This is a genomic window from Hymenobacter lucidus, assembly GCF_020447265.1.
Lineage (GTDB): Bacteria > Bacteroidota > Bacteroidia > Cytophagales > Hymenobacteraceae > Hymenobacter > Hymenobacter lucidus.
On record NZ_JAJADR010000006.1, the window covers coordinates 194475 to 219147 of the forward strand.

General features: G+C 61.9%; 25 protein-coding genes. 10 read left to right on the plus strand and 15 right to left on the minus strand.

The window, feature by feature from the left end; genetic code table 11:
* Positions 1-215: 215 nt before the first annotated feature.
* Entirely contained in the window at positions 216-1049 is an 834-nt protein-coding gene (locus tag LGH74_RS19135) for an OmpA/MotB family protein (protein ID WP_226178118.1), read from the plus strand.
* Between the two features lie 168 nt (positions 1050-1217).
* Here the strand turns inward: LGH74_RS19135 and LGH74_RS19140 are convergent, their stop codons facing one another.
* The 6 genes from LGH74_RS19140 to surE all read right to left on the minus strand — a co-directional run bounded on the left by LGH74_RS19140 (position 1218) and on the right by surE (position 7410).
* A complete protein-coding gene (locus LGH74_RS19140) occupies positions 1218-1772 on the minus strand; it encodes a 2'-5' RNA ligase family protein (protein WP_226178120.1) in 555 nt (184 codons plus the stop codon).
* Positions 1773-2032: 260 nt separating this feature from the next.
* On the minus strand, positions 2033-3421 hold the full coding sequence (locus tag LGH74_RS19145; protein ID WP_226178122.1) for a M20/M25/M40 family metallo-hydrolase: 1389 nt from the start codon (positions 3419-3421) through the stop codon (positions 2033-2035).
* Positions 3422-3534: 113 nt separating this feature from the next.
* Positions 3535-4749, minus strand: coding sequence for a hypothetical protein (locus LGH74_RS19150; RefSeq protein WP_226178124.1), 1215 nt, complete (start codon positions 4747-4749; stop codon positions 3535-3537).
* On the minus strand, positions 4746-5327 hold the full coding sequence (locus LGH74_RS19155) for a histidine phosphatase family protein (RefSeq protein WP_226178126.1): 582 nt from the start codon (positions 5325-5327) through the stop codon (positions 4746-4748). Before LGH74_RS19155 ends, LGH74_RS19150 begins: the two co-directional genes overlap by 4 nt.
* Positions 5328-5340: 13 nt before the next feature.
* Positions 5341-6342, minus strand: coding sequence for a DUF1028 domain-containing protein (locus LGH74_RS19160; RefSeq protein ID WP_226178128.1), 1002 nt, complete (start codon positions 6340-6342; stop codon positions 5341-5343).
* Between the two features lie 246 nt (positions 6343-6588).
* Positions 6589-7410 carry a 5'/3'-nucleotidase SurE gene (gene surE, locus LGH74_RS19165; protein ID WP_431357455.1) on the minus strand — a complete coding sequence of 274 codons (822 nt, stop codon included), beginning with the start codon at positions 7408-7410 and terminating at the stop codon, positions 6589-6591.
* A gap of 199 nt (positions 7411-7609) precedes the next feature.
* On the opposite strand from surE, the gene LGH74_RS19170 reads away from it, so the two are divergent.
* From LGH74_RS19170 to LGH74_RS19190, 5 genes are all read left to right on the plus strand, one after another.
* Positions 7610-8257, plus strand: coding sequence for a hypothetical protein (locus LGH74_RS19170; protein WP_226178133.1), 648 nt, complete (start codon positions 7610-7612; stop codon positions 8255-8257).
* Between the two features lie 117 nt (positions 8258-8374).
* Positions 8375-8809 (plus strand): DoxX family protein, encoded by a 435-nt coding sequence (locus LGH74_RS19175; protein WP_226178135.1) that lies wholly within the window; start codon positions 8375-8377, stop codon positions 8807-8809.
* A gap of 102 nt (positions 8810-8911) precedes the next feature.
* Positions 8912-10672, plus strand: a complete 1761-nt coding sequence (locus LGH74_RS19180; protein WP_226178137.1) for a M14 family metallopeptidase — start codon at positions 8912-8914, stop codon at positions 10670-10672.
* 83 nt (positions 10673-10755) lie between these two features.
* Complete coding sequence (locus tag LGH74_RS19185; RefSeq protein ID WP_226178146.1) at positions 10756-11652, plus strand: ABC transporter ATP-binding protein; 897 nt, start codon at positions 10756-10758, stop codon at positions 11650-11652.
* A gap of 117 nt (positions 11653-11769) precedes the next feature.
* Complete coding sequence (locus LGH74_RS19190; RefSeq protein ID WP_226178148.1) at positions 11770-12531, plus strand: ABC transporter permease; 762 nt, start codon at positions 11770-11772, stop codon at positions 12529-12531.
* Between the two features lie 240 nt (positions 12532-12771).
* Here the strand turns inward: LGH74_RS19190 and LGH74_RS19195 are convergent, their stop codons facing one another.
* A complete protein-coding gene (locus LGH74_RS19195; protein ID WP_226178151.1) occupies positions 12772-13551 on the minus strand; it encodes a hypothetical protein in 780 nt (259 codons plus the stop codon).
* A 168-nt stretch (positions 13552-13719) separates the two neighbouring features.
* On the opposite strand from LGH74_RS19195, the gene LGH74_RS19200 reads away from it, so the two are divergent.
* From LGH74_RS19200 to LGH74_RS19210, 3 genes are all read left to right on the plus strand, one after another.
* Complete coding sequence (locus LGH74_RS19200) at positions 13720-14304, plus strand: Crp/Fnr family transcriptional regulator (RefSeq protein ID WP_226178152.1); 585 nt, start codon at positions 13720-13722, stop codon at positions 14302-14304.
* Between the two features lie 92 nt (positions 14305-14396).
* Complete coding sequence (locus LGH74_RS19205; protein WP_226178164.1) at positions 14397-14771, plus strand: DUF4260 domain-containing protein; 375 nt, start codon at positions 14397-14399, stop codon at positions 14769-14771.
* A gap of 225 nt (positions 14772-14996) precedes the next feature.
* Entirely contained in the window at positions 14997-15686 is a 690-nt protein-coding gene (locus tag LGH74_RS19210) for a hypothetical protein (protein WP_226178166.1), read from the plus strand.
* 116 nt (positions 15687-15802) lie between these two features.
* On the opposite strand, the gene LGH74_RS19215 is transcribed toward LGH74_RS19210, so the two are convergent.
* From LGH74_RS19215 to LGH74_RS19225, 3 genes are all read right to left on the minus strand, one after another.
* On the minus strand, positions 15803-16432 hold the full coding sequence (locus LGH74_RS19215) for a hypothetical protein (RefSeq protein ID WP_226178168.1): 630 nt from the start codon (positions 16430-16432) through the stop codon (positions 15803-15805).
* 134 nt (positions 16433-16566) lie between these two features.
* Entirely contained in the window at positions 16567-17208 is a 642-nt protein-coding gene (locus LGH74_RS19220) for a hypothetical protein (RefSeq protein ID WP_226178170.1), read from the minus strand.
* A 1-nt stretch (position 17209) separates the two neighbouring features.
* The gene (locus LGH74_RS19225; RefSeq protein ID WP_226178172.1) at positions 17210-17689 is read right to left on the minus strand and encodes an RNA polymerase sigma factor; all 480 of its coding nucleotides are present in this window, start codon (positions 17687-17689) and stop codon (positions 17210-17212) included.
* A gap of 389 nt (positions 17690-18078) precedes the next feature.
* Here LGH74_RS19225 and LGH74_RS19230 point away from each other — a divergent pair, with 389 nt between their 5' ends.
* A complete protein-coding gene (locus tag LGH74_RS19230; protein WP_226178174.1) occupies positions 18079-18357 on the plus strand; it encodes a hypothetical protein in 279 nt (92 codons plus the stop codon).
* Between the two features lie 367 nt (positions 18358-18724).
* Here LGH74_RS19230 and LGH74_RS19235 read toward each other — a convergent pair whose 3' ends face one another.
* The 5 genes from LGH74_RS19235 to LGH74_RS19255 form a co-directional block, all read right to left on the minus strand.
* Positions 18725-18958, minus strand: coding sequence for a hypothetical protein (locus tag LGH74_RS19235; protein WP_226178176.1), 234 nt, complete (start codon positions 18956-18958; stop codon positions 18725-18727).
* Between the two features lie 242 nt (positions 18959-19200).
* The gene (locus LGH74_RS19240) at positions 19201-20448 is read right to left on the minus strand and encodes a bifunctional 3,4-dihydroxy-2-butanone-4-phosphate synthase/GTP cyclohydrolase II (RefSeq protein WP_226178178.1); all 1248 of its coding nucleotides are present in this window, start codon (positions 20446-20448) and stop codon (positions 19201-19203) included.
* A 397-nt stretch (positions 20449-20845) separates the two neighbouring features.
* On the minus strand, positions 20846-22027 hold the full coding sequence (locus LGH74_RS19245; RefSeq protein ID WP_226178186.1) for a glycosyltransferase: 1182 nt from the start codon (positions 22025-22027) through the stop codon (positions 20846-20848).
* A 13-nt stretch (positions 22028-22040) separates the two neighbouring features.
* On the minus strand, positions 22041-23258 hold the full coding sequence (locus LGH74_RS19250; protein ID WP_226178188.1) for a glycosyltransferase family 4 protein: 1218 nt from the start codon (positions 23256-23258) through the stop codon (positions 22041-22043).
* 315 nt (positions 23259-23573) lie between these two features.
* A complete protein-coding gene (locus tag LGH74_RS19255) occupies positions 23574-24590 on the minus strand; it encodes a potassium channel family protein (protein ID WP_226178197.1) in 1017 nt (338 codons plus the stop codon).
* Positions 24591-24673 lie beyond the last annotated feature (83 nt).

The following is a 24673-nucleotide window of genomic DNA, read 5'->3' on the forward strand; positions in this document are numbered from 1 at the left end:
AAATGGGGATGGGAATGAGACAAGAGGCGGAAGGTACGAGGAGCGTGCGAAAACCCGGCTTTTCCGGCCGAAAATTCCCCCACGCCACCGTGCTTTTAGGGCCTCAGCTACCCGCCGGGCCCCACCCACCGCCACTTAGCTTGTGGCAAGCTCGACAACTTGCCGCGCTGCCAGCCCGTTTGAAAGGGCGAATGTTTTTACCATTCCACTTTCCTATGAACCGCCACTTCCTCCGCCCCACCTTTGCCTTTGCCCTCAGTGCCAGCCTACTGGCCTTGGGCACCGGCTGCGTTTCGCAGAAGCAATACACCGCCCTGCAAACCCAGTACGATGAGCTGACCAAATCCCGCGAGCAGCTTCAGGCCCAGAAAACTGCCCTGGAGCAGGAAAAAGCCCGCAGCGAAGACGCGCTACGCTCCAACCTGCTCAATAAGAACCAGCAGGTAAATCAGCTCAACGACAACCTCAGCGGCGCCCAGCAGGCCAACTCTCAGCTTTCGGCCGACCTGCGCTCCAAGGAGCAGCGCATTGCCGAAATGCAGCGCATCCTGGACCAGAAAGACGCGGCCGTGAGGGCCCTGCGCCAGAAAGTGGGCGACGCGCTGCTGGGCTTCAATGCCAACGATTTGACCGTGAACGTGAAAAACGGCAAGGTTTACGTGTCGTTGTCCGAGCAGCTTTTGTTTAAGTCAGGCTCGACTAAGGTAGACCCCAAGGGCCAGGAAGCCCTGAAAAAGCTGGCCACGGCCCTCACTGGCAACCAGGATGTGAACGTGCTGGTGGAAGGCCATACCGACAACGTGCCCATCACGAAAGGTACATTGGGCATGAAGGACAACTGGGACCTGAGCGTACTGCGGGCCACGGAAATCACCCGGATTCTGACCGAATCGGGGCTGAGCCCGGCCCAGGTGACGCCCTCCGGCCGCTCGCAGTACGTGCCGGTAGCGGCCAATACCACCCCGGCCGAAAAAGCCCTGAACCGTCGCACCGAAATCATCCTGACGCCCAAGCTCGATGAGCTGTTCCGGATTCTGGAGGCCAATTAAAGGATACAAAGGCCGTCAGGCTTGATCTGGCGTCCGCTTGTTGAAGCATCCCTACTGCAGTAGTACATGATTTTACCATTGCGGTAGAAATGCTTCGACTACGCTTTGCTTCGCCCAGCATGACGGGCTTTTTTCATCTACTTCAGTTTATACAAAAGCCGCTGCTTCTCACGAGGCAGCGGCTTTTTGTATGTTGTCAGTCAGCAAGAATTCCTGAACCGGCTGCCACTGCTGCCCGTCGTGGCGAAACAGCACGAGGCGTTGCACGTCGAAGGTGGCTTCGTAGTGGCGGCGGGCAAAGTCAGCCTTTAAGCCGGGTACGGCGCTGGCGGGCAGGTCGCGGGTGGCCAGGGTCATGTGGGGCGTGAAGGGCCGGGTTTCGCGCGGAATTTGCGGCAGGTGCGCGGCACACCACGCCGTGAGGGCCGCGTGGAAAGCCTGCACGGCTTCGGGCTGGGCCACGTGCACGAACAACGTCCGGTTGTCGAACCATTTAAAGTCCCGCAGACCAATGGTGAAAGAGCGTTGGGTAGCGGCAAAATCGGCCAGGGAAGCCCGCAGCTCGGCTTCAAAGGCGTTGGGCTGGCGCAGGGGCGGAATCAGGGTAATGTGCGGCGGCAGCCGCACCGCGTTGCGGCTACCCGTAAGCTGATGTACTTCCTGCTTCAGAGCCCAGACCTCGGAAAAAACCGGCTCGGGTGGTAGTATGGCGACGAGAAACATCTGGTTAATGTGCTGATGTGGTGGAATGTGGGTAATGTGCTGATGCCCCAGCCGGGTCATTGCGAGCTTGTGAAGCAATCCGTCCTGTGAAATGTGCTGGGCCTCCTAATGTGAAAAGCCCTTTACTCCGGCGAGAATAAAGGGCTTTCTGGGTAAAGGTTATTACGTGCTGCGCAGAGGATGGATTGCTTCGCACTGCTCGCAATGACACTTCCTTTTGGATTAGCACATCAGCACATTCCCCACATTCGCACATTAACCTACAGTCCGTATTTGCTCAGCAAGTAGATGAGGCTGGCCATACTGGCGCCGCCCAGCTCCAGCTCGCGGCGGTTTACTTTGTCGAAGGTATCGGCGGCGGTATGGTGAATGTCGAAGTAGCGCTGCGAGTCGCAGTCGTAGCCGAAGAGGGCTTTGGCCTGGTCTTTCAGCGGCTCGATATCGGTGCCGGAGTGGCCGGCCAGGAACTCGGAGCTGCCGTAGGGCCGGAACAGCGGCTGCCACTGCTGCACCTTTTTGACGGTAGCGGCCGGGGCCTCAATGTTGAAGCCGCGCGGCGTGAACCCGCCCCCATCCGATTCCATGGCGGCCAGGTGCTTTTCGCCCCCGGTTTTGGCCAGCTCGGCATATTTGGTACCGCCGCGCACCCCGTTTTCCTCGTTCATAAACATCACGGCCCGCACGGTGCGCTCGGGCTTGAGGCCGGTGGCTTTCAGCAGGCGCAGCGCCTCTATGCTCTGCACGCAACCCGTGCCGTCGTCGTGGGCACCCTGGCCCAGGTCCCAGGAGTCGAGGTGGCCGCCCACCACGATGATTTCATCGGGGTATTTGCTGCCCTTGATTTCGCCTATCACGTTGTAGCTTTTCACTTCGGGCAGGGTCTGGCAGGCCATTTCCAGCTCGAAGTTCAGCCCGGGGTCGGCTTTGAGCAACTGGCTGAGACGGTCGGCGCCGTTGGTGCTCAGGGCGGCGGCCGGAATCTTGCTCACCTTCTCGTCGTAGCGCATGGTGCCGGTGTGCGGAAACTCGTCGTGGGCCAGCGTGAGGCTGCGCACCAGGGCCCCCACGGCCCCGCGCTTGGCGGCTTCGATGGCCCCGTTGCGGCGCTGGTCGCCGGCTTCGCCGTAGGCGTGGCCGGTTTCGATGTAGGTCGGGTTCATGGGGCGGTTGAAGAAGATGAACTTGCCTTTCACCTTGTCATCGGGCAGGGCGGCCAGCTCGGCCCAGCTTTTCACCTCCACCACCTGGGCTTTCAGCTTGCCATTGGTACCCACCGAGCCTCCCAGGGCGCACACGTTCATTTCGACGCCTTTGCCCTTGTCGCCCCTGATTTCGGCCTTTTCCTTGGCCCCGCGCACCCAGTGCGGCACCATCACTTCCTGCAGATACACCCGGTCGAGGCCCAGCTTTTCCATCGTGGTTTTGCTCCACTGCACGGCCTGCTCAGCTTGGGGCGAGCCACTGAGCCGGGCCCCGATGGTACCGGTAAGCTGGCGCAGGTTTTCGTAGCTCTGCCCGCGCAATAGGGCTTCATCGTAGATTTTGCGCAGGTTCAGCGAGTCGGCCTTATTAACGGTTTGAGCCTGAGCGGTGAGTGTGCCGAGACCAAGGCCGGCCAGCAGCAAGCCACGGTGGAGAAATGAGCGCATAGGAAACAGTATTCAGCGTAAGAAAAACGTTGGAACAAGGCCCGGACGGCGTAATTACGCCCCTGGCGACGGGCTAAGGTAACAGGAAACGCGGGTGGGCTGCTTGCCGGCCGCTACTTTTTTGGCCGCAGCCCCCGCTCCCGCAGTACCGGCGCCAGCGGCCCGCTAGTCCGGATTAGTGGTAGCAGATCGGCGTATGGAAGCTCGATTTCCAGGTTCCGGTCGGCGTGGTACGGACCCGGCTGGCTCAGGCGGACATCATCTCGGTCGTCGTAGGTGAACACCAGCCCCGCCGGCGTCAGCACGAAGCCCCCGACGGGCAGCGCCGGGCTTGGGCCACCAATGGGGCCGTAAGCGGGCTGGTCGGTCAATACTCGCCGTAACTCCTGGCGAAACAGCGTCAGCAGCCGTTTTTGGTAGTTTGGCACCAGCAGCTCGGCCAGTTGCAGCCGGCGGCCGGTGCGCAAATCATACACCGCACCGTCGTACCACTCGTGGGGCTGATACGCGGGACCTTCCAGCTGGCTCGTCACCCGCAGCACCGACAACAGGTAGTTGCCATTGTAAGTAACGTCGCTGGTGCCGTAGAACTGGTAGCCGGCGGCCTGTTGCTGCTTGCGGCGCAGCAGCGTATCGAGGTAGGCGGGCATGGATGCCGGGGCAGCCGGCGCGGCCAGGGCCCGGCGCAGGCGCTGCTCGGCCGCTGGGCTCTGCGGCAATGACACCTGAATATAAAGCTGGTGAAAAAAGGCTGAATCCAGCGCTGAATGACTCGTTTGGCTACTGTCGGGGCGAAAGTGGTAGCGCCGCAGCTCCCAGAGCGGCTGCTCGTAGCGGGCCGCTCCGGCGTAGGTTTCGCGCAGCACCACCGGAAACACCTGCCCTTCGGAGCTTTGCCAGGTGCCCTTGCGCTGAGTAGCCGTCTGGGTGAGCAGCCGAAACCAGCCGGCTTCCTCCCCCGCTACCGTATCCCGCCGGGGCAGTTGCTGAGTGGCCGAGGCCAGCCGCGCCTCCAGCCACCGGCCGCGCCGGTGAAAGTAGTAGCTGCCCCGGTAGCGCCCCGCCACCGAATCCAGCTCCATCGTAATGGCCTGCTCGCCGATAGTGCCCCGCAGCCGCTGCGGCCCGGGATATTGCACGTGGTATACCCGGCCGAGGGGCACCAGAGGAGCAGCAACAACAGTAGCAGCGGTGTCGGGCGCGGCTGTTAGGGCCGGGCCTTGCGGGGCTGCGCCAGTAGTATCAACCGGAGCAGCGGCAGTCTGGGCCCGGGCCAAAGAGCAGCTGCCCAACAAGCCGCCTAGCAGCGCCCAACGGAATCGGCTCATTTAGCGGCCGGCTGCTGACCAGAAGCCGCGCCGTACTGCCGGCTCGTGGCCGTGGCCGCGCCCGTGGCGGGCAGCTGCACTTCCAGCAGGTAGCTGAACTCATCGTCGCCGATAGTGGGCACGGGCCGGGCAGCGCCCAGGGCTTCGGCGGCTTCCAGGATGGTGTTGGAATGACCCACGACCAGCACCTTTTTGCCCGCGTATTCGGCCTTGATGCGCTCAGCCAGCGCGCTTTGCTGCCGGGCATCGTATACCTGCGGCGTGAGCTTGAGGGCCGTGGCCAGCGGAGCTACCGTGGCGCGGGTGCGGCTGGTATTGGTGGTGAAGATGGCCACAATGAGCTCCTGGCCCAGCTTTTCGCGCAGGGCTACGGCGCGCTGCTCCCCGGCCGGCGTCAGGGGCGGGTCGGCCAGGCCGGGCGTGGTTTCCTTTTCGGCATGGCGCACGATGTAAACGGTAGTAACGGCCGCGGCAGTAGGCCGGGAAGTGGCGCAGCTCAGCACGCCCAGCAGCAGTACCAGGACCAGGGTGGTGAAAGCAAAAAACCGCGAAGCGGCCAACGAGGCAGGAAATTTCATGGGCAAGGGCGGGTTATTTCAAACTCAGAATCTGTTGCAGCTCAGCGGGCGTCACGGTCAGCAGCCCTACTTTGGGTAGCCGCTCGGTGAGGGTGCGCCAGTTGGAGTCCTGGCGGAAGATGGGCTTCAGCAGGGCCAGTGCCGCGGGCAGCTGCTGCTTGTTGGCCAGCGTAATGGCGTGCCAGTACTGCATTTCCAGGTTTTGCGGAAACATCTTCTCGGCCGCCTGATACTCCTCAATGGCCTTGGGCATGTCGTTCTTTCCCACGGCCAGGTCGCCGGCATTCATATGGTCGTAGGCGCGGGTGAGGCGCAGCAGGCGGGCCAGCTCGGGCAGGGGCGCAGCGTTATCCTCCACCCGCAGGTCGATGAGCCGGTCGTCCCAGGGCGCGGCCGTGGCCTGGCCGCGCACCACCAGCAAGGCCACCGACTGCTTGCCCCGAATGTCGCCGCCGGCGGCCTGGGCCGCTTCCAGCGCCGAGAGGACCCGCTCGGCAAAGGGCAGCTTGGCGTTTTGCTCGTAGGCGCGGGCCATGGCCGGCCACACCTTGTCGGTGAGCATCATGTTGGCCTGCACCGAAAACTGCTTGCCCTGCTGGTGCCCGGCCATGTCCACGCACTTTTTGCCGGTGTGCGTGGCCACGTTGCCCCGGGCATCCACGATGGCCACCTGGCGCACGTCGCGGCCTTCGTCGGTAGCCAACAGCTCGTTGAGGGCCTGCTGGGCCGTTTTGCCGCTTTTCAGCAACGCCAGCCCCCGGGTGCCAAACGATTTATTGACGAACGACTGCGTGGCCACCACGCCCACGCCGGCCTCGCCCCAGCTCACGGCCGTGCCCACCGAAAACCAGTGGCTTTGCACGGCTACGGCCATGTCGCCGGTGGCCAGGTCGCGGGCCACGATGGAAAACGTGTGTGCCAGCGGATCGGTGGCGGTGTACACTTGCGCGGCAGCGGGCTGGCTCAGGCCCAGGGCCAAAAGCGCCGCTGCGAAAAGGCGGAATTTGAGCAGCATCGGAGAGAATTGCAAAGTGAATGAGGCGGGGAAGATAAAACACAAACGCGGTTAGCCCCGTCAGGCTGCTTCGGGCAAGCAAGCCGGCATCACTTCTAACTGCTTGTACCAAAACAGGCTGTACCAAAAGAAAATTGGTACAGCCTGTTTTGGTACAACATTAACGGCTGGCGTTGAGCAGACCCACACTGAAAAAGCCCGAGCCCCGAAAGGCTGTTTCGGGGCTCGGGCTTCGGTTGATTCTGCTTACTTCTTCGCGGCTTTCTTCGCCGCCGGCGCGGCTTTGGCCGGCTTGGCGGGTTGGGGCGACGTGGCCTTTTTTGCGGCGGCCTTGGCCTCAGGCTGCTCGCCGTTGAGGGCCAGCTGCCACTGCTCGTTCATCTGGGTAATGCCGTAGAGGGCCGTCAGGTCGAACTGGCAGGGCACGATGGAAATGTAGTTGTGGGCCAGGGCGTACTCGTCGGTATCCTCGCCACGGTCTTCGTTCACGAAGTTGCCAATCAGCCAGTAGTACGGGCGCTTGTGGGGGTCGAGGCGCACGTCGAACTCCTCGGCCCACTTAGCCCGGGCCTGGCGGCAGAGCTTAGCGCCGGCAATGGGCTGCTCCTGCTTTTTGGGAAAATTCACGTTCAGGGCCGTGCCCACCGGAATACCGTTGGCCAGCGCCTGCCGCGTGATATGCTCCACCCACTCTTCCACGTGCGAGAAATCGGCCTGGTGACCGTAGTCGCACAGCGAAAAGCCGATGGCGGGCAGCCCTTCAATGGCCGCTTCAATGGCCGCCGACATCGTGCCCGAGTACAGCACGTTCACCGAGGAGTTGGAGCCGTGGTTGATGCCCGATACCACTAGATCGGGGTTGCGGTCCTTGAGCACCATGTGCTTGGCCAGCTTCACGCAGTCGGCCGGGGTGCCGCTGCACTCGTAGGCCTCAATGCCCTCGAAGATGGTGCTCGGGTCGAGGCGTAGGGAGCTGCCGATGGTAATGGCGTGGCCCATGCCCGACTGCGGCGAGTTGGGCGCTACCACCACCACTTCACCGATGCGCCGCATCACGCGCACGAGCATGGCAATGCCGGGGGCCGTAATGCCGTCGTCGTTGGAAATAAGAATCAGCGGTTTGCGGGCTTTAGCTGGCACGGGCGGCTTGGTTTAGTGGCAGAATATGCGGACAAAGGTACACAAGGCGGCCGGTTGGGTGGTTACTCCCAGATAAAGCCGCCCAACACCAACGCAACGTCGCGTGCCCTCGTATTTGCTGCCAACCATGACCAAGAACACCCTGCTTTCCGCCGCCCTGCTGCTGGCCGCCCTCAGCGCCTGCGACTCGCCCACCGGCCGCACCCCGGCCGCATCCGGCGGCACCGAAACGCCGTTTGCCGGCGCCGAAGGCGCTACCGATGCCGCCGCGCTCAGCTCCTCGGCCGCCCGCCTCCCCGACTCGCTCCACCTCATCAGCCCCAGCCAGGTAGGCCGGCTGCGCCTCAATATGAAGGAGCGCGAATTGCTGGCCGTGGTGCCCGCCGCCCAGCTCACCAAAACTTCCTACCAATATAAAGGAGCCACGTACCCGGCCTACCGCCTGCGCGATGCCCAGCAGCCCAAGGCCCCGGAAACCATTCTGGAGTTTATCAGCGGCCCCGACTCGGTATACACGCTGCGCCGCATCCGCGTCTACGACCCGCAGTACCGCACGGCCGAGGGCATTGGCGTTGGCTCGCCGTTCGGGGCGGCCCGGCAGGTGTACGGCCTCACCCGGGTGCGCCAGGACGAAGACGACTTCGTGGCCATATCGGGCCAGATGCGCATCGGCTGGATTCTGGACGAAAAGTCGTTGCCGGCCGACCACGGCACGGACATGAGCACCTCGGCTATTCCGCCCGCTACCCGCATCATTGGGGTACGGGTGCGGTAGCTCAGCTGTGTCATTATGGGATTCCGTCATAATTCTTGTACTTTGGCAACGATGGTAGCACTGCTATATTATCGTTTCTTCCCCCACAAAACGTCCCGGACTATCCTCGCCTGATCTATGGTCTTGTTTGAAAACCGCTACCGTTACCACGATTTGGGCCTTTTACTGCTCCGCGTGGGGATTGGGGTCATGTTCACAATTCATGGCTACCCCAAGCTCATGGGCGGGCCCGCAATGTGGACTCAGGTTGGAAGCGTGATGAAACTGGTGGGTCTCGACTTTACCCCGGCCGCCTGGGGCTTGGTGGCGGCCCTGGCCGAGGCCGTGGGGGGCCAATTGCTGGCCCTGGGGCTGTTTTTCCGGGTTGCGTGCTTCTTTTTGCTGGGCACCATGATTATGGCCACACTCATGCACGCCCTCAGCGGCGAGGGTTTCAACGCCTACTCGCACGCGCTGGAGTCGGCGTTTCTCTTTTTGGGACTCCTCTTTGCCGGCCCCGGCAAGTACAGCCTCGACCAGGCTCTGTTCCCGGCCCGCCGCCGGCTGTATTAGCAGTAGAGCAAATGGGGTAGCTCACGCTGCCTCAACGCCAGGCAAAGCCGCCCAACCGGCAGTTTAGCACTAGCTTCGCGGCTCTTTGCTACATTCGCCCGTATGCTCGCCTTCCTGCTTTCCATCCTCCTTGCCGTTTCTGCCCCCGCTGCGCCCCCGGCGGCCGACTGGCGCACGCCCTTTGAAAAAGGCAACGGCAATACCACCACCACCCACGCCGAGTGCATTGCCTACTACCAGCGCCTCGACGCGGCTTACCCCGAAATAACCCTGCGCGAAGCCGGTACCACCGATATCGGCCTGCCGCTGCACGAAGTAGTGGTGTCGCTCGACGGGGATGCTGACCCCGTATCGGTGCGGCGCAAAAACCGGCGGGTGGTCTTTATCCAGAACGGTATTCACCCCGGTGAGCCCGAGGGCATCGACGCGGCCATGATGCTGGCCCGCGACTACGTGCAGAAAAAGGAGCTGCGCCGGCAGCTGGCCGACGTTACGCTGGTTATTATCCCGATTTATAACGTGGACGGCGCCCTGAACCGCAACTCCACCACCCGCGCCAACCAGAACGGCCCCGAGAGCTACGGCTTCCGGGGCAACGCCCGCAACCTGGATTTGAACCGCGACTATATCAAGCAGGACTCGCGCAATGCCCGCTCCTTCGCCCAGCTGTTTCGGCGCTGGCAGCCCGACGTGTACGTGGACACCCACACCTCCGACGGGGCCGACTACCAGTACACGATGACGCTCATTGCTACCCAGAAAGACAAGCTGCACCCCGTGCTGGGCCAGTACCTGACCAGCCGCCTGCTGCCGGCCCTGTACGGCGGCATGGACAAGCGCAAGTCGCCGATGACGCCCTACGTGGACTTTGAAGGCCGCACGCCCGACGCGCGCGGCTTAGTGGGCTTCCTGGAAACGCCGCGCTACTCCACCGGCTACACTACGCTCTTCAACACTATCGGCTTCGTGACCGAAACCCACATGCTGAAGGCTTACACACCCCGCGTGCGGGCTCAGTACGATTTCCTGGACCTGCTCATCCGGGCCGTACACCAGGATGCCCCGGCCCTGGCCCAGGCCCGCGCCGAAGCCGACCGGCAGCTCACCACCCAGACCCATTTCCCGCTGGCCTGGGCCCTCGATACCACCGTGGCCGAAAAGGTTATGTTCCGGGGCTACGAGGGCAAAACCAAGCCGAGCGAAGTAAGCGGGCAGCCCCGCCTGTGGTACGACCGAAAAGCGCCCTACACCCGCCAGCTCAACTACTACAACACCTTCCGGCCCACCGTGAGCGTGACGCGGCCCGTAGCCTATATCATTCCCCAGGCCTGGGGCGAGGTGGTAGAGCGCCTGCGCCTGAGCGACGTGGAGCTGCGCCGCCTCACCCGTGATACTACTCTGACCACGGGCGTCTATTACATTGCCGACTACAAAACCGGCCCGCGCCCCTACGAAGGCCACTACCTGCACAACAAGGTGGAGCTGCGCACCGAGCAGCAGCCATTGACTTTTCGCAAAGGCGACTACGTGGCCTACCTCGACCAGCCCGCCGCCCGCTACCTCGTCGAAACCCTGGAGCCCCAGGCCACCGACTCGTTTTTCGCCTGGGGCTTTTTCGACGGGATTCTGCAGCAGAAAGAGTATTTCTCCGACTACGTATTCGAGGACGTGGCCGCCGAGCTGCTCAAGCGCGACCCGGCCCTGAAGCAGCGCGTGGATAAGCTGCGGGCCGCCAACCCGGCCTTTGCCACCAGCGGAGCCGCCCAGCTCGATTTCATGTACCGCCAGTCGCCGAACTACGAGAAGTCGCACCTGCGCTACCCCGTGGTGCGCTGGCAGGGCGGCGCGTTGCCTACGGAATAGTTGTTAGTTGTTGGTGGCCAGTTGTTGGAAACTGGCATCAGCACGAACTAACAACTGACAACCAACAACTAACAACTAGAAGAATGTCCATTCTCCAGCTCGATAATCTTTCCAAGCGCTACGGCGGCACCACGGCCTTGCGCGGCCTCAGCCTGCAGGTGGAGGCCGGCAGCGTGTATGGGTTGCTGGGTCCCAATGGCAGCGGCAAAACCACCACGCTGGGTTTGGCCCTGGGCGTACTGCGGGCTGATGGCGGCGAGGTGCGCTGGTTTGGGCAGCCCATTTCCAGCCAGAGCAAGCGGCGGGTGGGAGCTTTGCTCGAAACGCCCAACTTCTTCCCCTACCTCTCGGCCCGCCAGAATCTGCTGCTGGCCGCCGACGTGAAGCGGGCCGCCCCCGCTACCGTGGACGCCGCCCTGGACCTGGCCGGCCTGACCGCCCGCCAGCACGATGCCTTCCGGGGCTTTTCGCTGGGCATGAAGCAGCGCCTGGCCCTGGCCTCCACCCTGCTCGGCTCCCCCGACGTGCTGGTGCTCGACGAGCCCACCAATGGCCTCGACCCCCAGGGCATTGCCGAAGTACGGGAGCTGATTCAGCGCCTCGCGGCCCAGGGCAAAACCATCATCATTGCCAGCCACCTGCTCGATGAGATTGAGAAAGTGTGCACCCACGTGGCCGTGCTGCAGCGCGGGGAACTGCGCGCTGCCGGCCCGGTCAGCAGCATCCTGGCTGCCACCGACCGGGTGCTGCTGCGCCTCGATGCCGATATTGCCCCGGCCACGCTGCTCCACGCCCTCGGCCAGCTACCCTGGGTAACGGAGGTGCGCCCTGAAACCGGCGGTGGCCACAGCGCCGTACTGGCCCCGGGCCACACCCCGGCCGAGCTGAACCGCGCCCTCTTCGCCAGCGGCGTCGTGCTGGCCGGCCTCGAAATGCGCCAGCGCAGCCTCGAAGCCCAGTTTCTGGAGCTGACCAAGTAAATGAAGCTGGGAGTTCTGCTGGCGCAGTTTGCGCGAGCAGAACCCGCAGCCTACCCTGTCTCACCGGGCACTTATTCACAACACTTCCCTTCACAACGTCACCCTTTCCCCTTGCCCATGCTGCGCGCTGAACTTCGTAAAATCCTGCCCTACCGCACAGTGTGGGTTATTCTGCTGCTCTACGTGCTACTGCTGGCGGGCTTCGTGGCAGTGGGCGGCAGCGTAACGGTGAACGGGCAGCAGTTTGGCGACACGCTCTACGCCTTTCCGGCGCTGTGGAGCCGGCTGGCCTACGTGGCCAGCTACTTCAACCTGCTGCTGGGAATTCTGCTCATTATTCTCATCACCGACGAGTTCCAGTTTCGCACCTTCCGCCAGCAGGTCATTGATGGCCGCTCGGTGGCGGGGCTGGTGCAGGGCAAGCTGGCCGTGTCGGGGCTGCTGGCGCTGTATGGGGTGCTGGCCGTGCTGGGCGTGGGGCTGTTTTTCGGGTTCACCCGCTCGCCCGACACCGTGGGCCGGGCCGCCGAAACCGTAGGCGCCGTGCTGCTCTACGGCGTGCAGGCCCTGGGCTACCTCGCCGTGGCGGCACTGGTGGGCTTTCTGCTGCGCAAAAGCGGCCTAGCCTTTCTGGCCTTCCTGCTCTACGCCTGGATTCTGGAGCCCCTGCTGCGCCTGACCACCCCCGACGACATCGACCGGTATTTCCCCGTCAAGATCTTCGACAGCCTCACGCCCACGCCCGGCCAGGAGCTGCTGAACACTGTAACGGGGCCTTCCAGCGCCCTGCTCCCCACCGAGGCTGCACCCCTGGCCCTGGTTTACATTGCCCTGTTCTGGGCCCTGAGCTACCTAGTGCTCCGCAACCGGGACTTGTAGACGCGTTTGTGTCTGTCTAATGTTGTTTCAACTGTCATTGCGAGGAGGTACGACGAAGCAATCCGTCCTCTGAAATGTGCCGAGCTTCCTTAAGTGAAAAGCCCTTTACCGCTGCGGCAGTAAAGGGCTTTTTACATTTAATGACGTTTATCACTCAGGGGAGCAAGGTCCTTCGCAAGCGTCCGCCAGATCAAGGATGACAGTACTAACAACTGACAACTAATAACGAACAACTAAAAACTACTTCCCTTCCGCCGGCTGCAGCGAGTTAGCGTAGTTCACGATGAAGGCCAGGTCGCGTCCCTGAGTGAAGCTCAGGTTGTTGTCCTTGGCGTATTTCTCAATCTGCTTGGCCTGGGGTTTGAAGATGGCCAGCAAATCCTTCTTCACGCTGCGTAGGGGCCGCACGTTGCCGGTGGGAGTAGCCAGGTAATATTTGTCGTCGATGTCGATATAGGTGGCATTGTAGCCCGGGGCGCCGCCGTAGCCGTATGGGCCGGGGCTATAGGCCCGCTTTTCGACCTGTACTTCGCGGCGCAGCAGCATGTAGGGGCCATTGCTGAGCTGCTCGAAAAAGCCCGGCGACTTGAAGTCGCTGTAGTCGTTGTCGTGGTTCCAGCGGTAGGTACGATACACGCGCACCAGGTCGGCACTTACCCGCGCCCGTCGGGAGGTGGGAGATATCATGCCCGGATTGATTACCGGATTGCCGTAATAGTAGCCCCGGCGGGTGTCGAAGAAGTCGTAGCCATCTACATTGCGGCGCTGCTGCTTTTCGCCTTTCACGGCAAAGCTCTCGATGGCCACGGCCGAGAGCGTACTCACCGTGTTGTCGGGCATGGTGATGCGGATTACGTCTTCGCCGCCATGCAGGGTCAGAGGGCCCTGCAGTGTGTCGCCGTTGGTGAGCAGCACGGTGCTGCCCGCAAATTCCTGCACGTAGTAGGTGCGCTGCGCCTGGGCCGGGGCAGCTAGCAGCCCCGTGAGCAGGAAGAGAAAGAGGAAGCGGAGCGTTGTCATGATGGGAGAAAGATAGCCGAAAAAAGAGCGGAAGCAACGGTGCTGACCCGGTTTTTACCGTGCCGGCGCGGTTTGCCTCCTCCAGTCACCAACCCGAAACCTCGTTCCGAAATTCACCGCGCGCTCCGGAATTGCTTTCTTTGCCCATCACCTCTTTTCCTGCCTGCCATGCATCCCCTGCGCGCCTATTTGCTCCGCTTCGTGCCCACGCTCACCGAGGCCGAGTGGGCCCCGCTGGCCGCTGCTTTGCGCCCCGTGTACCTGCCCCGGGGCGCGCATTTCGTGCAGGCCGGCCATTACCGCCCCGAGGTGGCGCTGCTGCTGCGCGGGGCCTGCCGCCTCTACTACCCCCGCCCCGACGGCGAGGAGCGCACCACCTATTTCTTCTTCGAAAACCACCTACTGGCCGACTACCCCGGCTGCCTCACCGGCCAGCCCAGCCAGCTCAGCATCCAGGCCCTCACCGACACCAAGCTGGTCGTGTTCGACTACGCCGTGCTGCGTCGCCTCTACGACGAGGTGCCGGCCTACGAGCGGTTTGGCCGCCTCCTGGCCGAGTACCACCTACTGGGCACCGATGCCCGCCTGGTGGAACAGCTGCTGCTTTCACCCGAGGAGCGGTACCGGGCGTTGCTGGCCAGCGGCAAAACCAAGATTCTGGAGCGGGTGCCCCAGCACTTGGTGGCCAATTACCTCGGCATCACGGCCGTGTCCCTGAGCCGCATCCGGGCCCGGGTGAACCGGGGCGGGTAGGCGCATTTCTTAGCTTTTGTTATCGTTGGGCGGGGGCCGGGGGCCCGACCTTTGAGGTGTTCAATACTTACTCACCTCAACGCCTTGCCGTCATGAAAAACCTGCTCAAATCCGAAGTCCTGGCCGAATTGCTACTGGCTACCCTAGTATTCAGCCGCCTGCCCTACGCTTGGTGGATGCTGCCCGCCCTCTTCCTGGTGCCCGATCTGAGCATGCTGGGCTACCTGGCCGGGCCACGGGTGGGCGCTTTCTGCTACAATGTGGCCCACCACAAAGCCCTAGCGCTGACCCTGGGCGTGGCCGGGTGGTGGCTGGCCCAGCCCCTGCTGCTGCTGGCCGGCACCGTGCTGCTGTTCCACATTGCCTTCGACCGGCTGCTGGGCTACGGCCTGAAATACCCCACCAGCTTCCACGACACCCATCTGGGCCGCACCGGGCGGGGCCAGGCCGCGCCGGTAGCTGCCTAGCGCCACCCCGAGCCGCCCGAACCATAGTGGCTTGTCCCCTTACACAAGTTTTAAAAGCGTTCCAGCCATAAGCTGAAACGCTTTTCTTATTGTTGTTGGTAACCTCTCAAAAACGGAAGGCATAGCACGTAAGCGGCATGGACCGATCCTTTAATGAAAACCACCCTTTGGCTGAACTAGGGTGCATTGCTTTGGCGGGTCACGGCAAGCGGACTACCTTTGGCCATGACGTGGTCTTTCCGTTCCCTGTTACGGGCGTACAGTGGCTTGCTGGCATGGATGATCGTGCTGGTCGTGTCGACCTGGCTTACCTATGATCCCGACGGATACGTGGGTAATCGTCCGGACCTACTGCGATTGATTACCCCGTCCCTGCACACGGTGCGCAATGCCCACCTGCTCTGGTTTGGGTTCGGCATCGGACTCTTGCTCTTTGTGGGCCGTGCCGTCGCCTTTAGGGTGCACGGGCGCTCCACCCGGCACCGAGTAGCTACACTGGTGCTGGTGCTGGCTGGGTATGCCGGTGGATGCTGGCTCGTCGAGCGAGGACTCCTCTGGTACTTGGCAGAAGAGTATTACACCATCTGGAAATACCAGTATGGGGAAAAGGTTGCTCAGCCGGTGCTCAACTCGCCCACGCTCTTGCCTTGGGCACTCCGGGACGTGCAGGACCCGGCCGAACCCTGGCACAGCCGTGATAAGCTGGTCTTTGCACTCGGCTTCTCAGGAGCGCAGTCCGCATTCCCGGTTCTACTGGACTTGGCGCAGGACAGCGTCCAGGAACCGGACCTGCGCCTACGTGCCCTGCTCGCACTGCGTGTTCTGCACCCTACACGCTTCCAGGCCCTGCTACCCACTTTGCCCACCGATACCGCCGTGGCACTCTACCAACAGCATCAGCGGCGTTACCAATAGCTGGTTTTACCAGAATGCCCCTCTCGCTGAACTATAACACGCGTTCTGCGGCTCAACCCTCTACTCCCTCCCCAGCAAGTCCTGCACTCGTGGAGGCGGCCCGGCCGGCGTTGGTCTCAGTAAGGGTTCTTCATGGTTTGCGCATCCGCGGGCAGCGCGAAGCGCGTGCTGCTGAGCTTCATAGGGTGCACCCCAGTCGCCACGCTCTCCATGCTAAACTGAGGGGTCTCGATCACCATCTTCAGGGGGACCGCACCAGCTTTTGAGAGGTAGGCGTACCAGTTACCGTAACGGTGCGCTTTGAACAGGCCCTGCTGCACCGGCAACCGCGGGCTGAAATAGTATTTCTGTACCCCGCTTCGGCACACCAGGGTCAACTCGTCGCATTGGTACCCCAGGACCTCAATGGCGCCCTTGCGAAGCGTCGTACTCAGCACGCTGTCGGGGTTCATGGCGCCGTCGTTCCAGAGCAGCCGGACTGAACCGGCGACCTTGCTGTACAGCTTGTTTTCGCTGTTACGGTATAATTGCCAGACCATCTGCGTCCCATTGACCTCTGACAAGTAATCGCCTTCTTTAATGTACCAGTTCTGCACCTCGCCCATCAGAGTGGTGAGCTGCCCGTCAGCGAGTCCTGGGATTTTGCTCTGGTAAGTGTTGTGGTAAACGATTTTGCCCTCAAAGTTCTGGGCCTGGGCGGCCAGGCAGCTAACGGCTAAGGCAAGGGTGAATAGGAGCTGTTTCATGGTAAGCGGGTAAGGGGTTAAAAAGTGGTCATTCGTAATGCGGGAGTTGACAAGGGGGCTACCTGGGCCGGTGGATGGCGGGTCGGTTTACCGGTTGCGCTCATTCGGGACGCTGCCGGTAAACAGGCGATGCGTCAACCGCCATTGCCCAGGGTGGATGAGAAGCCGGGGGGATCTTCCAGTTCGCGCAGATTGGCTTCCATGGCCTTTATCCGCCGGAAAAAAACAGCCCGGTAGTACCAGTACCGCAGCAAAAAAGAGAAACCGGTCAGGGCGGCGGAAGCCAGGCTGGTGGTTGCCAGCGAGAGCCCATAGCCGTGGATCTCGAACACCGCGTAGAAGGCCACTGGGGAAACCACTAAAAAGATGGCGTTGGTGAACCGGTAATAGTGGTTAAACGCCGCCAGGATCCGGCCGAGTGCTTCCCGTGAGCTGGCGTCGGGGTGCTCCGAGAAGAGCTCCTCCTGTCGGCGGTAGGTCCACCGGGAAAACAGGGCGAACCCCACCAGGACGGCGGCCAGCAGAAGCTTGCCGGCCAGCGCGCCCCCCAGGCTCTGGTGGCATTGCCACGCCAAGTACCCCACCGTCAGCAGCACCAGCAGGGCGGCGTTCCACCCGCCGAACCGGTTCCAGAAGGCGCTTTTCTCCCGCAACTCCCCCAGGGAACTGGCGTTGCGCGCGATGATCTGATCCACTGCCTCCCGGGTGCGCGCTCCCTGTTCGCGCCCTTCCCGGCGGGCGGCGCCCCAGCTTTTTTTGAATTCGTCCAGTTCCATGTTATGCGATGCTGATGAGTGTCCGTAGTTGGGCCTTGATCCGGTTGAGTTTGAACCCCACGTTCGCCTCCGAGATGCCCAGCACCTCGGCCATTTCCCGGTAGCTGCAGTCCTCCAGGTAGAGCAGGGTCAGGGCCTGGTCTACCTGCGAGAGCCGCTGGATCGCCCGGTACATGGCCGCCATTTCCTCGCCGCAGCCCCCCTCCACGGCCGGCACCTGAAACGCCTCGGGGCCCAGTTCGGCGAACTGCTCGGCCTTGGTCTCCTTCCGCAGCCGGGTGATGGCGGTGTTGAGGGCGACCCGGTACATCCAGGTGGTGACCTTGGCACCTCCCCGGAAAGCGGGGTAAGAGCGCCAGAGCTGCAGCACGATGTCCTGGAAAAGGTCTTCCCGGTCCTGCGTGGAGTTGCAATACATATTGCAGACCTTTTGGATCAGGCCCGGATGGTTTTCAAGGAGGAGAAGGAACTGCTCTTTCAAGATGGTCGGTATTTCCCGATTAGTCGGGGAAAGCGCTGAATCCTTAGGAAAACCCAGTTTTTTTTTACCCTTGAGGGGGAAGTAGCAGGGTGAACCCCTAGCGCAGGGCTGGATTCAGGCGGGTATTTAGCTGGTTCATAGGCAAAAAGCGAATAATCGTTAGCCCCACGCTGTGGGCTCCAGCCGGCCAACCCCGCACCCTGGCACAGGAGGATGTCGTCCTGGCGGACTCAAGATCGGTGTACGGGCAGGTGATTGCGCGCCGATGCATCCATTTGATAATAGCAACCCCTTTGGGTTATACAACTTTCTAGAAGGAAATGGCTCGCTTCACTTTGCGGACCGTTTCATTGAGCGAAGAGTGACTTCTTATCTTGCCGCTTTACTAGATGACTCTTGAACTACCTGTCGCGCATACCCTGAGCCTAATAGATGCTGCCTTGCGCACGCTGGATCCGCACGGTTTGGCCGATGAACAGGTGTTTACCTTGGATCAGGAAGTCAGCACGCCGTTTTATCAACGCTTTGTTTTGACCAATCCCCAGCCCACAAAACTTGCGGCGTGGTTTGAGGTAGCCACGGCAGGGACAAGTTTTTACCTGGACCGCAGCGCGGAACTGCCGGAGTGGTCCTACGACTGGATTCGCGATAATCCCGGTGGCTTCTAAGAAGAAATTCGCGTGCTGTTCTCGTCCTCTGTTTTGGTCGAGCACCAAGGCTCCCACACTGTGCTGCGCCTCTTTGGAGCCGACGGGGTACAGTTGCGGCAGTTCTCCTTCACCCATGGCGTGGCCCTTACTTTTTGCACCAGCGCCGCTTCACACTGTACACACCACTGTTCTCTTAGAACCCTCCTTTCCCTGAACTACTGACTATGCACGTCTACTGGCATGGCAAAGTGGTCCTGCGGCCCAGATTGAGTTCAAGAAACTGGTTCACTTTTCAAAGTTCAGGAAACTCAGATTGGTGATGAGTTTCCTGAACTCGTGGCTTTTCGGAAGATTGGGGTAAGGACAAGGTCGTAACGCCGGGGCCTCATTTCACCACTGGCGGCAGCAACGCGGCCAGCGCGGCTTCGAGGGCCTCGGCCCGCACCCGCAGCAGGTGCCGCTGGGCCGACTGCAACGCGTCGAGTTCGTCGGCGGCATCGGCCTGCCGGGCCAGCAGCTCCCGACTCACCCCGATATAGTCGGCCAGCTGCTGCTGCAGCCCAAAAAACTTACGAACCTCAGCTACTAGCGAGGCCGAGCGGGTGGGACGGAAAAGCATAAAGTGGTGCTAAAACTGGAACAGTATTTCAAAATATGTAAAATAACGTTCCGCACGAGGAACACTATATCTACAGTTTAAAAACAACGATCCATAGATTATTGCTTCGATTTGCCTTTCTGCATTCTGACCAGCAGAGGGCAGCAAACCAACTTCTTGCGCAAAAAAAAGCCCCCGCTCACTAATGAATAGGGGCTCTTTTCCTCTGGCTACAGTGGGTGAAAATATTCTCCTGCGCGCTGCTACCCTACCGACACGGCCGCGTCGGGGTCGGCGTGGGGGGTGCGGTCTTTGGTCAGGATGGTGTGGCCCAGCTTATCGCGCTTGGTGGCCAGGTAGCGGGCGTTGTGGGTATTGGCTTCGATTTCAATCGGCACCGAGTCTACTATTTCGAGGCCGTAGCCCACCAGGCCGGTGCGCTTGCGGGGGTTGTTGGTGAGCAGGCGCATCTTGCTAATGCCCAGCTCGCGCAGGATCTGGGCGCCCACGCCGTAGTCGCGCTCATCCATGCCGAAGCCCAGCTCGATGTTGGCTTCTACCGTGTCGCGGCCCTGCTCCTGGAGCTTGTAGGCGCGCAGCTTGTTGAGCAGCCCGATGCCCCGGCCTTCCTGGTTCATGTACACAATCACACCGCGGCCTTCCTTCTCAATCTGCTCCATGGCCTTGTGCAATTGCGGGCCACAGTCGCAACGGCAGGAGCCGAAGATGTCGCCCGTAACGCAGGAGCTGTGCACGCGCACCAGCACGGGCTCGTCGCCGCTGATGTCGCCTTTCACCAGGGCCAGGTGCTGGGCATTGGTAGAGCGCTGAGTGAAGGCCACCAGCTCAAAGTCGCCGTGCTCAGTGGGCAGCTGCACCGCAATTTCGCGGGTAATGAGACTTTCCTTCTGGAGGCGGTACTTGATGAGGTCCTGCACCGAAATCAGCTTCAGGTCCCAGCGCTTGGCTACCAGCTCCAGGTCGGGCAGGCGGGCCATTTCGCCGTCTTCCTTCAGAATCTCGACCAGCACCCCGGCCGGTTCGAAGCCGGCGAGGCGCGCGAGGTCAATGGCGGCCTCGGTGTGGCCGGCGCGGCGCAGCACGCCTTCCTTGCGGGCTTTGAGCGGGAAGATATGGCCGGGCTTGCCCAGCTCTTCGGGCTTGGTGTCGGGGTCGATGAGGGCCAGAATGGTCTTCGAGCGGTCGGAAGCCGAAATGCCGGTCGTCACGCCGTTCTTGAGCAAATCGATGCTCACGGTGAAGGGCGTGGCGTGCAGGGCCGTGTTGCGGCCCACCATCAGCTCCAGGCCCAGCTCGTCGCAGCGCTGCTCGATGAGGGGCGCACACACCAGGCCGCGGCCGTGGGTGGCCATAAAGTTGATGACCTCGGGCGTGGCGCAACGGGCGGCGCAGATAAAGTCGCCTTCGTTTTCGCGGTCCTCGTCGTCCACTACAATTACCACTTTGCCGGCGCGGATATCGGCAATGGCGTCTTCAATTGAGTCAAGCATGGGGAAGTGTGGGGCAGGGAGAGTAAAGTACCCGGCAGCATAACCACCGACGGCGGGGCGAAGTTACGAGGCTTCGACGGGCTTTTTGGCCGAAGGGCGGGAATGGGGCAAATCGGGGCTGTTGTTGACGCAGAAAACGACGGTTCTGCAGCGGCGAAGGTGAAGTATCTGGCGGGCAATGCTACTCCCACGTCTGTCATCCTGAGCCTTTGCGAAGGACCTTCCTCTCCTACCCCAGTACAGCTTATACCAACGTGCCAAAGCCCTTTGCCACCGGCGCAGTAAAGGGCTTTTGTACATTTAATGACGCTTGTCACTCAGGTGAGGAAGGTCCTTCGCTCTGCGGACATCAGATCAAGGATGACAAATAGAACAACGATAACAGAGTAAAACAACGTCAACCTGCTTCCCCTTCAAACAGCGCTTCCAACCGGCCGGTGGCGGCGGCCCAGTTGTAGTGCTGGCGCACAAAGGTGAGGCCCCGGGCCGCCAGGGCGGCCGTCGGCTCGGTTTCGGCGAGCAGCCGGGTGATGTGCGCGGCCAGCTCCTGAGCCGACTCCCCCACCAGCAGATCCTGGCCGGGCGTGCCGCGCAGGGCGTTGTTGGCCAGTGGGGTAGTTACGCAGGGCAGGCGCATGGCCATGGCTTCGAGCAGCTTGTTTTGCAGGCCCGTGCCCACCCGCATGGGGGCCACAAACACCCGCGCCGAGGCGTAGGCCGTCCGGATATCGGGCAGCCAGCCGCTGATAACGACGCTGGGCGAGGCCAGGGCCAAGACCCGGGCGGCCGGCGTGGTACCGGCAATGAGCAGGCGGGCCCGCGGGTGCGTTTGCTGCACCAGGGGCAGAATTTCGGTAGCCAGAAACTCGGCCGCGTCCACGTTGGGATGGTAGCTCATGTTGCCGCAGAACACCAGGTCGTATTCCTTGGGCTGAGCGTCGGCGGGCTGGAAAAAGTCGGTGTCGATGCCGTTGAGCACCACGTGAATCCGGTGCCGCTCGGGGTGGTCGATGAGCTGGCGGTCCTGGTCAGAAATGATGGTGTGGTGCTGAAACCAGCCAAAGGCAGCGGCTTCGTAGGCCAGCAGGCGGCGGGCTTCGAGGCTGATAACGGGCCGCTGCCAGGCCGGGGCCTGCCGGGCGCGCCGGGCCATGCCGGCCGAAAACACGTCCATGTAGTCCAGCGTCATCGGGTACTTTCCGGCGTGGGGCCGCAAATACTCGGCCATCCGGATGAGCTGGCAATACACGTGCTCGGGCCGGAACTCGCGCAGCAGCGCATCGAGGCGGCGCTGGGCGGCGGCATCGTAGAAGTATCCTACCTGAAACGGCCAGCCCCGGGCCAGCCCCCGGGCCATGTTGGCCACAATACCGGGCTTGCGCAACTCGTGCACGTGCAGCCCACCCCGGCACAGGGGGCGCACGGCAGCGTAGGCGTCGTCGGCTACGGGCTCGTCGGTGAGGGCCAGCAGGCAGATTTCGTGGTAGCGGGCCAGGTAGCGCAGCTGGTGAAAAGCGCGCAGCTTGTCGCCCTTATCGAGCGGGTAGGGAAACCGGGACAGCAGAACGAGCAGCTTCATAAGGAGGGCAAACTTACGCGCTTTGGGCGCGGCTGCGGGCAATGCTGTACAAATCGAGGAAGCCCTCGACCACCCGGCGGTTGTCGTAGAGGCGGGCAATGGTGCGGGCCGCTTCCTGCCCGATGGCCGTTTCGTCCAGCTCGCCGTGGTAGTAGCGGCGCAGGCGCTCCAGCCACTCGGTGGGCTCGTCGCAGAGCACGATATCGAAGCCGTTGCGCACGAAAATACCCTCCGAGCCCAGCCCGGTGCTGATAATGCACTTGCCCAGGGCCATGCCCTCAATGATTTTGATGCGCATCCCCCCGCCCGACAGCAAGGGCACAATCATCAGATCATACTGCTGCATAAACTCGGCCGCCGACTCCACAAAGCCGTGCACGATGACGTTTTTGCGGGCCAGGCTCTGCAGGCGGGCGGGCGTGTTTTTGCCGGCAATGTGCAGCTCCAGCTCCGGCAGTTGCTCGTGGGCGTGGGGCCACACGTGGGTCAGAAACCAGTCGAGCCCTTCCAGATTGGGCAGCCAGTCGAGCGAGCCAATCATAAACAGCGTCCGGGGTTTGGGCCGGATGGCGGGGTTCACCTGGAAGCGGGTCAAATCGACGCCGGCGGGCACGAATACTACCGGCTCGGGGCAGCCCAGGGCCCGCAGGCGGCGCTGGTCGGGCTCGGTAATGGCGGCCACGGCGTCGAAGCGGCTCAGGTACTGCTCCTCAAATTTTTGCAGGCCCTTGGCCAGATGGCGCAGATACAGGCGCTTGAGCGGGTTGGTTTCGCGGGCGGCCAGCATCTGCCAAATGGTATACTCCACGTTGTGGGCCCGCAACACCACCGGCAGCCGCGGCGCTTCGCGCTTGATTACATCCAGATACCAGGCCACGAAGGTGCCTTCCACCTGCACCACGTCGAAGGTTTCGGCCCGCAGCAGCTCTACCAGCCGCGCTTCCACCGCCGGGCTGATAAACCGCTCTACATTATACGGTACGGTGCCTGTCAGCAGGTTTTTCAGGGCCTTCACCGGCGAGAGGCTGGTATCGACGAACACCGTGACGAGGCGCACGCCGGGTAGGTGGCTGAGCACGGTATCGGGCTGGAAGTGCTTGGGCGTGTTGATGGCCAGCACCGTGACCTGGTGGCCCTGCGCGGCCAGGCCCGCCGCCACGTCGTGCATGGCAATGGCCCCGCCATCGTGGGGCGGAAACGGCACGCGCGGACAGATTTGAAGGATATGCACTAAGAAAGCAACGGTAGGGAAAGCACGGGAAGCAGGCGGCAAAGCTACACAGAAGCCTCCGGATGGCGGGTATGCGGGCCAGGGAGGTTTATTAGGCTGTCTTTTTTTCGTCTGTCATCCTGAGTACAGTGAAGAGGAGCGAAAGACTTTCCTTACCTACCCCACCGAAGCTCTTACCAATGTGACAAAGCCCTTTACCACTTCAGCAGTAAAGAGCTTTATGCGTTTAATGATACCTGCCGCTCTGGTGAGAAAAGTCCTTCAACACCGCTTGAAGCGCGGTATGTTCAGGATAACAGATGGAAAAACGGCCCGCTACACCCGGAATAAGTCAACCAGCGCGTTGATCTGCTCTTCGGTGCCCAGTACCAGCAGCACGTCGCCGTGGGTGGGGCGGGTGTCGGCGCTGGGGCTCACCAGAAACTCGCCGGTATATTGCTTCAGGCCGATGACGGTGGCGCCGGTGCGGGAGCGGATATCCAGCTCCCGAATGCTGAGGCCCTGCCACTCGCGCCGGATTTCGCGGTAGCTCAGCTCCTCCAGCCGCAGCTTATTGGGGCCCAGGCCGTTCATCATCTCCAGAAACCGGATTACCTCGGGCCGCATCACCAGATTGGCCATGTGAGAGCCCCCGATTTCGTCGGGCATCACCACCGAATCGGCCCCGGCGCGCAGCAGCTTGCTTTCACTGGTTTTGAGGCTGGCCCGGGCAATGATTTTCAGATTCGGGTTCAATTCGCGGGCCGTGAGGGCCACGAATACGTTGTCGGCATCCTTGGGCAGGGCCGTAATCAGGGCCCGGGCCCGGCGGATACCGGCGGCCAGCAGAGTTTCGTCGGTGGTGGCGTCGCCGAGCACCACCGGAATGGCCTCGCCGTGCTCGGAGGCGTCGCGCACCAGCTCCTGACTTTGTTCCACTACTACCACCGTGGCCCCGTTGGCGCGCAGCTCGTGGTAGGCCTTGCTGCCGTTGCGCCCGAAGCCGCACACAATGACGTGGTCCTGGTAGCCGCGGATTTCCTGGTCGGTTTTGAACATCTTGAAAATAGTACGCAGCTCGCCGTCAAAGATATAGGTAGTCAGCACCGAGACGAGGTAGGCAATGACCAGCAGGTTGAAGAAAATGTAGACCGATACGAACAGTCGCCCCGCCGTCGACAGCGGGTGCAGTTCCCCGAAACCAACCGTGGAAATGGTAATCATGGTCATGTAGAGCGCATCGAGCAGGCCATAGCCCTCGATGGTCATGAAGCCCACGATACCCGTCGCAAACCCGCCCACGGTCAGCAGCAACGCCAGGACAAAGCGGCTCAGGTTAGCGCGTTTCCACATTTCATTTATCGATCATAAGATTCCGGCAATACTACATTTTCTAACAGCCCATTACATCACGACTGTTAATTGATAAATGATCA